We start from the raw sequence: 13544 nt of genomic DNA on the forward strand, positions 1-13544 counted from the left end.
TATGTCATTAGCTGCTTACACTTGTTCGATCGGTTTCTATGCCAGTTTTGACCTTGTTTTACCCTCATGTGTTCATTTTGATACGACTCATGGAACATTTCATATTTCCGTATACGACGATGGCAGGGATACACGTTCTGCATGTTCAAGTATAAGCTTCTAGAGTATGACATCATACAAGTGTTTGGTCGGTCTTTATTTATTGAAGGCCATGTAAAGTGTGGCTGGGTCTAATGGTATGGCCTAGTTGATTGGTGTTATTTGGTCGATTAGCGTGGCCTAGTCGATTGATCTTGTTAGGTGAGCCCAGAGGTGTGAATGACACAGAAGTTAAAGGATGAGGCGATCCTGGCCCCAGCGAATGGGGTCACGTTGATTGATGTCGCGAAGGTGGCGGGGGTGTCTCCGATTACCGTGTCACGGGCGTTGCATAAGCCTGAAGTGGTGTCAGAGCAAACGCGGCAGAAGGTACAGCAGGCGGTTGAACAGGTCGGTTATATTCCGAATATGCTGGCCGGTGGATTAGCCAGTCGACAGACGAAGCTGGTGGCGATTTTAGTGCCGACGATTTCACACTCCATTTTTGCTGACTTGCTCAAAGCGGCGATGGATGGTTTAAGTGAAGCAGGTTATCAGTCTCTACTTGGGATTACCGATTACAGTGTCGATAAAGAAGAGCAGTTATTGGGCACTATTTTAGGGCGTCGTCCTGACGCTATTGTATTGACGGGGACTGAGCATACGACGTTGACACGCAAAAGGCTGGGAGCTTCAGGCGTGCCCGTTGTGGAGGCCTGGGATTGGACTGATGATCCGATTGATATGTTGGTCGGTTTCTCTCATGAAGCGGTAGGGACCGCAATGGCCCAGCATCTTTATGAGAAAGGATATCGACGCTTTGCAGGGCTCTTCGTCAGTGATAATCGAGCGATGCGGCGATGTCATGCTTTTTATGAGGCTCTTTCAGTGTTGGGAATTGAGGCAGATGACGCTGTGGTGATGAGTCCTCCCGCGTCATTAAAAGAAGGCCGAGAGGGGATGCGTGAATTGTTAGCGCGCGATACTCGGCCCGAAGTGGTGGTCTGTAGTTCCGATACCTTGGCACAAGGTGTTTTAGCTGAAGCAGCGGAGCAAGGGTTGCAGGTGCCCAGTGATATTGCCGTCATGGGGTTTGGCGATATGGCCAATGCCAGCCAGTTGCATCCTGCCCTCTCAACCGTGCGGTTGGATAGTGCAAGAGTGGGAGCCTTGATCGCTGATGCTTTGTTGAAGCGTTTTGAGGATCAACGGTCTTGTGTTCGTTTGGATATGGGATTTGAGCTGATTGATCGACAGAGCACTTAAATGTATAGCGGTGTTGGACACGTTGCGGGAGTTGTTTGGATCTCTAGGCGCTCATTTATTTGCTGATCGGTAATGTCTTCTCTGGACGCGATGACCTGTGATTATGCCTGATTTTGAGCGATAGAATCATTTTCCTCTATTTTTCAATGCATTGAGTGATAAGCCAGAGAATGGTGTGAATCACGTCTCTTTTAGACGTATTAGACTTCTGGATGATTGCGCAATCATTTGTATGACGTATTATTAATTGGTCGCTCGCGTCATATCCTGAAGAGTCAGGTTTGGCGGCATCATGACCCAAAAATAATTAACAGGAACGACACATGAAAAAGCTGATTTCTGGAGTCCGTGTAGCACTTTGTGCCCTGTGTGTGGCAGCCCCTGCTTATAGTTTTGCTGATGACAGTCCGATTCAGGGCAATATTCGAATTGTGATCGGTTCTTCCTCGACTGGTGGCGACACTTACCAGGCAACAAGTCTGATTGCCGATGCCCTTTCTGAAAAGTTAGAGGCTAACTTTAAAGTCGATGCTGTCGGGGTTAGTGCTGCTTATCGTGCACTTGATCGAGTGCGTAATGGCCGTACTTTCATGGTGTTTCATGACCAGTCTTACTTAGGTAATTTGTATGGACAACGTGGTTATGACGATATCTTTGAAAAATATACGGTAGGCCAAACCTTTGCGATTAATCCGGGCAATGCTTACTTAGTGAGTAAAGATTCCCCCTACCAATCGATGCAGGATGTCATTGATGCTGCGGGTCATGGTGAGAATATTCGCGTTGCTATTCAGCCTGGCGGTGTATCAGAAATTGGTTATACAGCCATGAAAAATGCTGTTCGGATGCAGTATCCAGGACAAGAAAATAATCTTCAGGCACTGAATACAGGCTCTCAGTCGAGTAAAAATCAGGCGATGTTTGATGGCTTGGCTGATGTGATTAATGGCAGTGTCCAGGCGAATGAACAGTACACGCGTTTACCTGCCGATGATCAAAAAGCGATGCGCTTTTTATGGATAACAGCGCCCGCTAAGACACTTGAACAGGCTAATGAGAGCGGTATGGGTAAAACTTCGCGTGCCCAGCTTCTGAATTATGCCGAGCCTAATGTTAATGTGGCGATGAGTGATCAGCAGAACTTCTCTTTTGATAAAGAGTTCTTCTTTATCTACAACAAGCAAATGGATCCAAAAGTTGTTGCTGCAATGGATCAAGCGCTTTCCGAAATCTTTGCTGACGGACAGGTTCAGGAAAAAATGAAGCAATCATTCTTTATTCCTAACTTCCGTAAAGCTGCTGAATCGCGTGAGCATTTAATGCAAAAACGTGATCAGTATCGTGAAATTATCGATGCAATCAAGCAGTGACCCGTTTGCCGGGCATCGATGCCCGGCTTTTTTCCGGTTTTATTTTGATGGTGACTGGCCATGTGAAGGTCAGCCCTAAATGCAGTGCTCGGTGTTCACTATGAGTCAATTAGTTTCATCTCAATCAATGTCTTCTTGGCTAGACGTTAAGATTGATTTTGATCAATCTCACTTGTTTTTTCCTCATATCATTATTGGATTGTTAATAATGATGGCTGTGCTGATTATGGCATTGGAAGGTCGTCGATTTATGTCTCGGTTGAAATTGGGTGACGTTAGCTTTTCTTTATTTCAGCCGGGTGCCGATAAAATGCGTTTTTTCGGTACGCTTATTTTGATAGTTGTTTATTTCTGGTCAATGGATGCTGTTGGTCAGTTGTTTCCCAATATGGGAATGGGGTTTCTGCTCACATCCATTCCATTCATATTGATGATGTCGCTGCTTTATGTGCATAAGTTTAATCGCCGAAAGTTGTTAAGCATTGTGCTGAATGCTGTTATTGCACCTTTGGTGGTTTGGTATGTGCTAGGGCAATGGTTTGCCATTACTTTGCCTTGAATGAGCGAGAAGATTGATGGAATTTTTTAGTTTGCTGTCACCTGAGTTCTTTCTGCTGGCTGGGTTAGGCTGCCTTGTTGGTATCATCTTTGGCGCTATTCCTGGCATGACTGCAACCATGGCAGTCGCTGTCTGTTTGCCCTTGACTTATACCCTGGATTTACAAGAGGGATTGGCACTATTACTTGGGCTTTATGTCGGGGGGATTTCCGGAGGTATGGTTCCCGCTGTTTTGCTGAATATCCCCGGAACGCCATCGTCGATTACGACAACTTTTGATGGCCATCCTATGGCTCAGAAAGGCGAAGCTGAACGTGCATTGAAAGTGTGTATTGTGGCCTCTCTTTTTGGGGGATTAGGTAGTGCTGTTGTACTTTTCCTATTCGCACCTGTATTAGCTGATTTTGCGATTAAGTTTTCTTATATAGAAAAGTTTTTAATTATTTTCTTTGCCCTAACGGTTATCGCATCGCTCTCTAAGAATATTTTAGCAGGCATTTTTAGTGGCCTATTAGGGGTTCTGATCTCATTGATTGGTGCTTATGACACCATTCGTGGTGGCAATGGTGAATACCGATTGATGGCTGATTTTATGGTGCCTTACCTGGAAACAGGGTTTTCATTGTTGCCTGTGCTAATCGGTTTATTTGGATTAGCGGCTATTTTTGAGGAAGCCGAAAAAGGGCTGAAATCAGATACAGAGAATGGCCGGGTTAAGCTCAAGCGTGGCGAACACTTTAGTTTTAGTGTTTTTAAGGGACAGTTGACTAACTTATTACGCTCTACAGGGATTGGTACTTTTGTCGGTATGTTGCCGGGTATTGGCGGAAGTGCTGCGTCTGTTTTGGCTTATAGCCAGCAGAAGAATTTATCGAAGAATGCCAGTCAGATGGGTAAAGGTGCACCCGAAGGCTTGGTGGCATCGGAATCTGCCAATAATGCCTTGACTGGAGGGGCTTTGATTCCACTGCTCTCGCTGGGGATTCCTGGAGATAGCACAACAGCGGTTTTAATCGGTGCTTTCACATTACAAGGGCTTCAAGTGGGACCTTTATTTATTGGGGAGCACTTGGATACCTGGTACGCCATGATGACGGCGCTGGTCTTTGCCAATCTGGTGATGTTTGCGGTGATGTTCTTTGCCATCCGCCACATTGCTAAAGTGGTCATGGTACCCAAGCATATTCTTTATCCCATCATTATTATGATGTGTGTTGTTGGCGCTTATGCCATTAATTACGGCATTATGTTTGATGTTTGGACATTACTTATTTTTGGCCTTTTGGGTTGGCTTGCAAGCAAGATTGGGATTGAAGTTGCGCCATTAGTGATCGGCTTTATTTTAGGGCCGTCTGCTGAGATATATTTTGTAAAAAGTCTAGAGTCGTATGGCACTTATAGCATTTTCTTTACGAAAAGCCCTATCGCTATTTTCTTGTGGGTATTGATTATTGCCTCCATTATTTTCTCAATCATGATGCATCGAAAGAAAAGGCATCAGTCTGAGCTGGAGGCTAACTGATGCCGATGAATAAATCTCATATGCACAATCGTCATATGAACGACATAGAAGAGTCTGTCATGAAGCCCATTACGATTCGTATTCAGCCTATTGATAATGTGGCGATTGTGGTTAATGCGCCTGGATTGGATGCCGGCACAAGGTTGGATGATGGCACGGTATTAACTGAGCGTGTGCCAGCAGGCCATAAAGTGGCGCTGACTCCAATTGCTCAGGGCGGCAAGATTATTCGTTATGGTGAGGTGATTGGCTATGCCGTGGAATCGATTGCTCAGGGACAGTGTGTGACCGAGCACTTAGTTCAGTTACCGACACCACCTGAGTTACATGAGCTGCCTCTGGCCACTCGTCCTGCACCAGATCGTGAGCCTCTGGAAGGTTATACCTTTGAAGGCTACCGCAATACAGATGGGTCGGTCGGAACCCGTAATGTGCTCGGACTTAGCACCAGTGTGCAGTGTGTGGCCGGCGTGACCGATTATGTCGTTAAGCGTATCAAGCAGGAGTTATTGCCGCATTTCCCCAATGTTGATGATGTGGTCGCCCTAAATCATACGTATGGCTGTGGTGTCGCCATTAATGCCCCTGCGGCGATTGTACCGATTCGCACCTTACAGAATATGGCGCGCAACCCTAACTTGGGGGGCGAAGTCATGGTGATTGGTTTGGGGTGTGAAAAGCTTCAGCCCAGTCGATTGCTGCAAGAGCCGGGGGATGAGCAACCGCTTAAAGTCATGGATCCGGCCGATCTCGCTGAGCATGCGTTGAGCCTTCAGGATGAGCAGTTCCACGGCTTTGGCGACATGGTTGATGGCATTATGGCGATGGCTGAAAAACATTTAGCCAAACTGAATCGCCGACAACGTGAAACTTGCCCAGTGTCTGAGCTAGTGGTCGGGATGCAATGTGGGGGATCTGATGCGTTCTCGGGCGTGACGGCTAATCCCGCCGTCGGTTACGCCTCTGATCTTATCGTGCGAGCCGGTGGCAGCGTGATGTTTTCTGAGGTGACTGAAGTACGTGATGCTATCCATCTGCTCACCCCGCGTGCTGCGACGCCTGAAGTCGGGCAGGCCTTGTTACGTGAAATGGCATGGTATGACGACTATCTCAATCAGGGCAAAGCTGATCGGAGCGCTAACCCGTCACCGGGCAATAAAAAAGGTGGCTTGAGTAACGTGGTGGAAAAAGCGTTGGGTTCGATTGCCAAGTCAGGGACCAGCCCTATTGTCGATGTCTTGAGCCCTGGCGAGCGTATCCGTAAGCGGGGGCTGAATTTTGCGGCAACGCCTGCCAGTGACTTTATCTGCGGTACTTTGCAATTTGCCTCGGGAATGAACTTGCAAGTTTTCACCACCGGGCGCGGTACGCCTTATGGTTTATCTGTTGCGCCTGTTATCAAGGTGTCCACAAACAGTACCTTGGGTAATCGTTGGCATGATCTGATTGATTTGGATGCTGGGCGTATTGCCACTGGCGAGCAAACCATCGAAGAGATGGGCTGGGCATTATTTAATTTGATTCTGGAGGTGGCCTCAGGCCGTCGACAGGTGTGTGCAGATAAGCTAGGCCTGCACAATGATCTGGTGTTGTTTAATCCGGCACCAGTGACCTGATCGATATCATTCATTGATCTGGAAGAAGGATCATCAGTATGCAAGAAGAACAACAATATCAGTCTGCTGCATCCCGTCGTAGTTTTATGCGTAAAGCGTTGGCGTTATCTGTTGCGGTGCCAACGATAGGGGCTTTGGGTGGGACGAGCCGATTGGCTCAAGCACAGCCTAAACCGCTAGATACGCATTATCCTGACCCTCATGTCGAGGTCCTCGATGATCGTTTTTTGAAGTTGCGTTTGTTTAATGCCAGTGTCGAGCGCTTAGCGACGGGGATGCGTTGGGCGGAAGGTCCTGTGTGGTTCCAGGATGGACGTTACCTGTTGGTCAGTGATATTCCCAATAATCGAATTATGCGTTGGGATGAGATCTCCGGTTCATTTGATGTGTACCGGCATAATGCGAACTTTTCTAATGGTATGTGTCGTGATTTACAGGGACGACTGGTGACGTGTGAAGGCTCCTCGACGCATGCCGAAGGGCGCCGTGTCACCCGTACTGAGCATGATGGCAGTATAACGGTTTTGGCAGATCAGTATGACGGACAGCGTTTTAACTCTCCCAATGATGTTGTCGTGAAACGCGATGGGTCGATCTGGTTCACTGATCCGCCTTTCCAAAGTGGCAATAATTATGAAGGGCATAAAATTGAGCGTACTTTGCCCGATGCGGTTTATCGCATTGATGGTGAAACGGGCGTAGTGACTCAAGTTGAGGGGAATATTGCAGGCCCTAATGGGCTGTGCTTTTCACCCGATGAACGTTTGCTTTATATCGTCGAAGGGCGGGCGAAACCTAACCGGTTAGTTTGGGCTTATGAGGTTCGGGATGACGGGACTTTAGGGAAACGTCATGTTCATATTGAAGCGCCGGACCATGCAGGTGTTGATGGTATTAAATGTGATGAAGCAGGTAATCTTTGGTGTGGTTGGGGAAGTGATGGTTCTCCGGATGTCAATCCTGCTGATTTCGATGGTGTGATGGTATTCAGTCCTGAGGGCGAAGCGATTGGACATATTCATCTACCAGAACGTTGCGCCAACATCTGTTTTGGGGGGCGTGCTCAAAATCGTTTGTTGATGGCGAGTAGTCACTCGGTGTATGCCCTTTATGTCAATACGCGCAGTGCATTGACTTTGTAAATCTCGCTCTGTGCCTCTTTGCCTACCCGGGAGCGAAAAGCTTGAGGCGCAGTGCATTATTTTTCAGGCAATGCGACATTTTTGTCTGATGTATTATGTATTATGTTGCGTGAGTGCGCTTCATTGTGGTCTGAATGATAGACATTCCCTGTGATATGAACTGATCTTTGAATGAGGTGTGGATAATGAGTTTTTCAGTTGAACAGATGCGTAGGGCGTTGAGTGATGGTCTTTTGTCTTTTCCCATTACAGATCTGGATGATAAGGGACAGTTTAACCCTGAAACTTATCGCGAACGTTTAGAGTGGTTTGTCCAGCAAGGCGTCTCTACGGTGTTTGTTGCCGGTGGCACAGGGGAGTTCTTTTCCTTATCTACGGATGAGTATCGCCAGATCTGTCAGATTGCGGTGGAGACAGTGGCAGGGCGAGTGCCGGTGATTGCTAGTGCCGGTAAGAGCATTCCTGATGCCCAAGCGTTATGCAAAATCGCTGAAGAAGCGGGTGTTGATGGCATTCTGTTGATGCCGCCTTATTTGACGGAGTGTCCTGCTCATGGTGTGGTCGAGTATGCCAAAGCAGTGATGAACAGTACTTCGCTGCAGGTGATTTATTACAACCGTGCTAATGGCGTGTTGGATGCTGAAAGTGTTAAATCCCTCGCTGCAGCGTGCCCGAATATGATTGGCTTGAAAGATGGTGTGGGCAATCTCGCGGCACTGAATGACACCATTAAAACAGTCGGTGATCGCTTGGTTTATATCGGAGGTGTGCCTACTGCCGAAATCTTCGCTGAGGCTTATATCTCGATTGGTGTCAATACTTACTCTTCGGCAGTGTTTAATTTTATGCCGGAAATGGCGATGCGGTTTTACAAGGCGCTGCGTGAAGGTGATCGGACAACCGTTACACAAATTATTCAGGACTTTTTTATTCCATTTTGTCGTCTGCGTGATCGTCAGAAGGGGTATGCCGTGAGTCTGATCAAAGTCGGAGCCGATCTGATAGGCCGTTCAGCAGGAGATGTTCGTTTCCCTCTGACCATGCCGACTAAAGAAGAAAAGGCTGAGTTGAAGCGCATTATTGACGCTAACCAATAATCGGCCTGGGTTTAATTGTTCAGGGTCTAACTATTTAGAATCTAGCTATTTAGAGTCTAGAGTTCATTGTTGAGGTAATGCTCATGTTCCCGACCGTAACAAAAATGACCGTTGTCCCGGTTGCCGGGTATGACAGTTTTCTTCTCAATCTCAGTGGTGGCCATGCCCCTTGGTTTATCCGTACGGTCGTGGTCATTGAGGACAGTGACGGCCGCGTTGGGCTGGGTGAAGTTCCCGCCACAGATCGCATTATTCGTACACTGGAGCACTGCCGCTCTTTGGTGGAAGGGCAAGGTATAGGGCGCTATAAGGCGATCATCAGCCAGGTGAGGGCAGCGATATCCGGTCAGCAAGATGATGTGCGTGGTCATCAGACGTTTGATTTGCGTACGGCTGTCCATGTGATCACGGCGATTGAATCTGCGTTGTTAGATTTGGCCGGTCAGCATATGGGGTTGCCCGTGGCTGACCTACTAGGGCAGTTTGGCAAGCAGCGTGATGACGTCGAGGCTTTGGGGTACTTGTTTCTGTTAGGTGACCCGGATAAGACCGATTTACCTTATCCTCGTTGTGTAGACCCCCAGGATGATTGGGACCTGGTGAGAACTCAAGAAGCATTGACGCCAGAAAAAGTAGCCAACTTGGCGAAAGCGGCTTATGCCCGTTATGGCTTTAAGGATTTCAAGTTAAAAGGGGGGGTATTGGATGGGCGTCAAGAAGCGGAGTGTATTGCTGCACTCTATGAGGCCTTCCCCGATGCTCGCTTAACGCTGGATCCGAATGGCGCCTGGACCTTGAAACAAGCGGTTGAGTATCTTGAGCCCATTCAGCATATGCTCAGTTATGCTGAGGACCCTTGTGGCCAAGAAGGGGCTTGGTCGGGTCGTGAAATCTTGTCTGAGTTTAAACGCCAGACAGGGATGAAAACGGCGACCAATATGATCGCAACAGATTGGCAACAGTTGCGTGATGCTGTTCGTTTGGATTCAGTGGATATCCCGTTAGCTGACTGCCATTTCTGGACGATGCAAGGGGCTGTCGCTGTAGGCGAGCTGTGTCATGAATGGGGCATGACCTGGGGATCGCATTCAAATAATCACTTTGATATTTCGTTGGCCATGATGACGCATGTCGCCGCCGCGTGTCCTGGAGAGATTACGGCGATCGATACCCACTGGATTTGGCAGGATGGTCAGCGCCTGACGCAGGCTCCGCTGAAAATTCATGATGGGAAATTACGTGTGCCGGAACAGCCAGGCTTAGGGGTGACTCTAGATCCGGTGCAGTTGAAACAGGCCCATGCTTTGTACCAATCGCTGACATTAGGGCAGCGAGATGATGCGATGGCCATGCAGTATCTCATTCCTGGTTGGCAATTTGATGCGAAGCGTCCGGCATTGGTCCGTTAAGGCCTGGAGAATATCTCTACCCTGAATCCCAAAAGGCCTGCTATTGAAGCGGGCCTTTTGTATTTGAAGCAAGTTTTTGTATTTAAAGCGGGCTTTTGCATTTAAGGAGTGAGCCCTACCTTTTGAACAAGGCAGAATGATGCCTGCATACCTAGACGAAGGAGTGATCAAGATGATTGATGTGCTTGTTGTGGCACCGGTGCGTCCGGCGCAAATGGCTGAATTAGAAGCACGATATCAGCTGCACCGTTTGGATCTCTTAACTGATGAGACTTCCCGCAATGTGCTATTGGACCAAGTCGGGACACGTATTCGTGCGGTTGTCACCACTGGTGGGGGTGGTTTTTCTGAAGCACTGTTGGCGCGTTTGCCAGCGTTGGAAATTGTCGCCTGTGGCAGTGTTGGGACCGACAGCTTATGTGTCGATGCGTGTCATGCCAAGGGTGTACTCGTCACGAATACCCCGGATGTACTTACGGATGATGTCGCGGATATGGCGATGATGTTATTACTGACAACGGTGCGGCGCTTATTGCCTGGGGTCGAATGGATTCGCCAAGGCCATTGGGTTGAGCAAGGCATGATGGCGTTGAATACAACGGTGACAGGCAAGCGACTTGGGATCGCTGGCCTTGGTCGAATCGGACAAGCCATTGCAAAACGAGCGGAAGCGTTTGGTATGGAAGTCAGTTATTATGGCCGTCGCCCAAAATCGGAAGTGTCCTATCGATATTATGATGATTTGGTCGCGATGGCGCGTGATGTTGATATCCTGGCACCAGTAGTCCCTGGTGGCGCTGCCACCCAAGGGCTGATCTCACGTGAGGTGTTGAGTGCTTTAGGTCCTCAGGGCTATTTCATCAATATTGCGAGAGGGTCCGTTGTGGATGAGCCTGCACTGGTGGAGCTGCTACAACAAGGGCAGCTGGCAGGGGCGGGCTTAGATGTATTTGCTCATGAGCCTCAGGTTCCACCCGCGTTATTGTCGATGCCGCAAGTTGTTGTTCAACCGCATTGTGCAAGCGGCACGGTTGAAACCCGGGCTGCGATGGCGCAATTGGTCGTGGATAATCTAGCGGCTTATTTTTCGGATCAACCATTACTTACACCCGTCTGACACTGGCTAGTCTGGCAATTTAGGTGTTTTAGTCGTGATCTTTTCACTTTAATACAAACCAACAAGGAGCCCCATGGACAATCCTCAGACGATGTTCATTCAAGTATTTACTGTGACAGGCCCGGTTTTCGCTATGGTGGTGCTGGGTATTGTGCTGAAGCGTCTCAGGTTGATCGATGAGCATTTTATGTCTGTGGCTTCTAATCTAAGCTTTAAAGCCTTGATGCCGACGCTGTTGTTTTTTGGCATTTTGCGTACGGATCTGAGCATGGCTTTGCAACCTGCTTTGATTGGTTATTTCTACCTGGCAACGGTATTGAGCTTTGCCTGGGCATGGTTATGGTCATTAAAGCATGTGCCTTATGCTGAGCGGGGGATTTATGTTCAAGGGGCTTTTCGGGGTAATTGCGGGATTGTGGGGTTGGCGTTAGCTGCTAGCCAATATGGCGATTATGGTCTGTCAGTCGGTGGTGTTTTGGCTGGGCTGATTATTGTGTTGTTTAATGTGTTATCTATTATTGTGCTGGCTTTTTATAGTCCGCATTTTGATGCTGATTTAAAGTCAGTGATGAAAGGGCTAGCCAAAAACCCACTGATTTTAAGCGTACTTGCCGGGCTCCTTGCTTCTTGGATGAATGTACAATTACCGCAATGGATTTTGATCTCGGCAGACTACTTTTCTGCGATGACATTACCTTTGGCTCTGATTTGTGTCGGTGGCTCTTTATCGATGGCTGCATTTATTCACTCGGGGAAAATTGCGCTCAGTTCAAGTCTGTTTAAAGTGTTATGGACTCCGATTGCTTTTACCTTGCTGGCAGCTTTAATCGGTTTTGAGGGACGAGATCTTGGGATGTTGTTTCTTTTTCTGGCCAGCCCGACTGCAGCCGCCAGTTATGTGATGGCTCGTTCTGCTGGAAGTGATGGCCGATTGGCGGCGAATATTATTGCCATTTCCACGGTGATTTCTGTGGTGTCGATTATGTTGGGTCTATACGGTTTGCAAGTGGTGGGCTTGATTTGAGCGTTGGGGTCGACCGCATCAGGCCCATATCTTGCCTGTATTGAGGGGCCCAATGCGGTGAGTATTCTTAGTCCGTGTTGTGCCTAGCCTGCGGGAGATAGATGACATAAGCGCTCGGCCGCCTGGCTTAAGGTGGCCTCACTTTTGGCAAAACATAAGCGTAAGTAATGCAGGTCTCGGGGTGGCTCAGCATAAAAAACTGAAATGGGAATGGCGGCAACCCCGATTTCTCGAGTTAATCTCAGGGCCATTTCTGTATCCAGTTGATCACTGATTGCATGATAATCCAGTAATTGGAAGTAGGTCCCTTGTGTCGGGGTTAAGTTGAAGTGGCTATTGCGAAGCAGATCGCAAAAGTGGTCGCGCTTGGCTTGATAGAAATGGGGGAGCTGGGTGTGATGCTCTGGATGTTGGTTCATAAAGTCTGCCAGCGCCCATTGAAATGGCGTACTGGTGCTGAAGGTTAAGTACTGGTGAACTTTTCGAACTTCAGCAGATAGCGCTTGAGGTGCGACGACATAACCCACTTTCCAACCGGTTGTATGGTAGGTCTTACCGAAAGAAGACACCACGATCGAGCGTGCTGCTAGCGCTGGATGACTGAGCAAACTTAAGTGGGGTCGTCCATCAAACACAATGTGTTCATAGACTTCATCACCCAATAATAGCGTTGGTGTTTCAGCTAAAAGGTCCGCCAGCTGGTTGAGGTCTTGTTGTGTCAGTACTGCACCCGTCGGGTTATGTGGGTTGTTGACGATCACTAGACGGGGTTGTCGGTGCAATAGGTCTGCTAATTGTTGCCAATCAATGGTGAAATGTGGCGGTTGTAATGGTAGATGGTGAGTGATCCCGCCATTTAAAGTAATCGCTGGCTCATAGCAGTCATAAGCGGGGTCAAAAACAATGACCTCGTCACCGGGGCGAACGCATGCAGCTATCGCGGCAAATATGCCTTCTGTCGCGCCAGATGTGACGGTGACTTCATGGTCTGGGTCCGCATGGTAGCCGTATAACGTTTGAACTTTGTGTGCGATGGCTTCACGGAGTGCCGGTACGCCGGGCATTGGTGCGTATTGATTGTGGCCTTGGTTGAGATAATGACTCACGCGGTCTTTTAAGGCTTGAGGGCCATCAAAATCAGGAAACCCTTGAGATAAGTTTAAGGCTCCGGTATCAGCAGCCAGTTGAGACATGGTGGAAAATATTGTAGTGCCCACTCGAGGTAGTCGAGAGGGTGGAAGAGAGATCGATGTGTTCATGATGGCCCATTTGACCCGTTGAGAATAGAAAGCTTGTTGGCATTGTAACCCGCAGAACCGATAGCGAAAGTCAGGTCAGTTATGT

The 13544-nt window shown here is 48.3% G+C and carries 11 protein-coding genes; 10 read left to right on the plus strand and 1 reads right to left on the minus strand.

The window, feature by feature from the left end; genetic code table 11:
• The first annotated feature begins 318 nt into the window (after positions 1–318).
• The 10 genes from BFW38_RS05270 to BFW38_RS05315 all read left to right on the plus strand — a co-directional run bounded on the left by BFW38_RS05270 (position 319) and on the right by BFW38_RS05315 (position 12200).
• Positions 319–1344: a LacI family DNA-binding transcriptional regulator gene (locus BFW38_RS05270; RefSeq protein WP_068997439.1), complete on the plus strand. Its 1026-nt coding sequence runs from the start codon at positions 319–321 to the stop codon at positions 1342–1344.
• Between the two features lie 323 nt (positions 1345–1667).
• A complete protein-coding gene (locus BFW38_RS05275) occupies positions 1668–2714 on the plus strand; it encodes a type 2 periplasmic-binding domain-containing protein (RefSeq protein ID WP_068997440.1) in 1047 nt (348 codons plus the stop codon).
• A gap of 100 nt (positions 2715–2814) precedes the next feature.
• Complete coding sequence (locus tag BFW38_RS05280) at positions 2815–3273, plus strand: tripartite tricarboxylate transporter TctB family protein (RefSeq protein WP_069000228.1); 459 nt, start codon at positions 2815–2817, stop codon at positions 3271–3273.
• A 16-nt stretch (positions 3274–3289) separates the two neighbouring features.
• Complete coding sequence (locus BFW38_RS05285) at positions 3290–4795, plus strand: tripartite tricarboxylate transporter permease (RefSeq protein ID WP_068997441.1); 1506 nt, start codon at positions 3290–3292, stop codon at positions 4793–4795.
• Between the two features lie 59 nt (positions 4796–4854).
• Positions 4855–6411 carry a galactarate dehydratase gene (gene garD, locus BFW38_RS05290; RefSeq protein WP_245686074.1) on the plus strand — a complete coding sequence of 519 codons (1557 nt, stop codon included), beginning with the start codon at positions 4855–4857 and terminating at the stop codon, positions 6409–6411.
• Between the two features lie 38 nt (positions 6412–6449).
• Positions 6450–7553, plus strand: coding sequence for an SMP-30/gluconolactonase/LRE family protein (locus BFW38_RS05295; protein ID WP_068997442.1), 1104 nt, complete (start codon positions 6450–6452; stop codon positions 7551–7553).
• A 185-nt stretch (positions 7554–7738) separates the two neighbouring features.
• Positions 7739–8650 (plus strand): 5-dehydro-4-deoxyglucarate dehydratase, encoded by a 912-nt coding sequence (gene kdgD / locus BFW38_RS05300; protein WP_068997443.1) that lies wholly within the window; start codon positions 7739–7741, stop codon positions 8648–8650.
• Positions 8651–8733: 83 nt separating this feature from the next.
• A complete protein-coding gene (locus BFW38_RS05305) occupies positions 8734–10059 on the plus strand; it encodes an enolase C-terminal domain-like protein (RefSeq protein ID WP_068997444.1) in 1326 nt (441 codons plus the stop codon).
• A gap of 172 nt (positions 10060–10231) precedes the next feature.
• Complete coding sequence (locus BFW38_RS05310; protein WP_068997445.1) at positions 10232–11176, plus strand: 2-hydroxyacid dehydrogenase; 945 nt, start codon at positions 10232–10234, stop codon at positions 11174–11176.
• Positions 11177–11249: 73 nt separating this feature from the next.
• Positions 11250–12200 (plus strand): AEC family transporter, encoded by a 951-nt coding sequence (locus BFW38_RS05315; RefSeq protein ID WP_068997446.1) that lies wholly within the window; start codon positions 11250–11252, stop codon positions 12198–12200.
• An 83-nt stretch (positions 12201–12283) separates the two neighbouring features.
• Here the strand turns inward: BFW38_RS05315 and BFW38_RS05320 are convergent, their stop codons facing one another.
• Positions 12284–13459, minus strand: a complete 1176-nt coding sequence (locus BFW38_RS05320) for a pyridoxal phosphate-dependent aminotransferase (protein WP_068997447.1) — start codon at positions 13457–13459, stop codon at positions 12284–12286.
• Between the last annotated feature and the right edge of the window lie 85 nt (positions 13460–13544).

This window comes from Terasakiispira papahanaumokuakeensis, from assembly GCF_001709345.1.
GTDB lineage: Bacteria > Pseudomonadota > Gammaproteobacteria > Pseudomonadales > Halomonadaceae > Terasakiispira > Terasakiispira papahanaumokuakeensis.

What these genes read in the sequence shown, in the direction of transcription:
- BFW38_RS05270 (WP_068997439.1), top strand. Translation starts at nt 319, where the DNA reads ATGACACAGAAGTTAAAGGATGAGGCGATCCTGGCCCCAGCGAATGGG.
- BFW38_RS05275 (WP_068997440.1), top strand. Translation starts at nt 1,668, where the DNA reads ATGAAAAAGCTGATTTCTGGAGTCCGTGTAGCACTTTGTGCCCTGTGT.
- BFW38_RS05280 (WP_069000228.1), top strand. Translation starts at nt 2,815, where the DNA reads ATGAGTCAATTAGTTTCATCTCAATCAATGTCTTCTTGGCTAGACGTT.
- BFW38_RS05285 (WP_068997441.1), top strand. Translation starts at nt 3,290, where the DNA reads ATGGAATTTTTTAGTTTGCTGTCACCTGAGTTCTTTCTGCTGGCTGGG.
- garD (WP_245686074.1), top strand. Translation starts at nt 4,855, where the DNA reads ATGAAGCCCATTACGATTCGTATTCAGCCTATTGATAATGTGGCGATT.
- BFW38_RS05295 (WP_068997442.1), top strand. Translation starts at nt 6,450, where the DNA reads ATGCAAGAAGAACAACAATATCAGTCTGCTGCATCCCGTCGTAGTTTT.
- kdgD (WP_068997443.1), top strand. Translation starts at nt 7,739, where the DNA reads ATGAGTTTTTCAGTTGAACAGATGCGTAGGGCGTTGAGTGATGGTCTT.
- BFW38_RS05305 (WP_068997444.1), top strand. Translation starts at nt 8,734, where the DNA reads ATGTTCCCGACCGTAACAAAAATGACCGTTGTCCCGGTTGCCGGGTAT.
- BFW38_RS05310 (WP_068997445.1), top strand. Translation starts at nt 10,232, where the DNA reads ATGATTGATGTGCTTGTTGTGGCACCGGTGCGTCCGGCGCAAATGGCT.
- BFW38_RS05315 (WP_068997446.1), top strand. Translation starts at nt 11,250, where the DNA reads ATGGACAATCCTCAGACGATGTTCATTCAAGTATTTACTGTGACAGGC.
- BFW38_RS05320 (WP_068997447.1), bottom strand. Translation starts at nt 13,459, where the DNA reads ATGAACACATCGATCTCTCTTCCACCCTCTCGACTACCTCGAGTGGGC.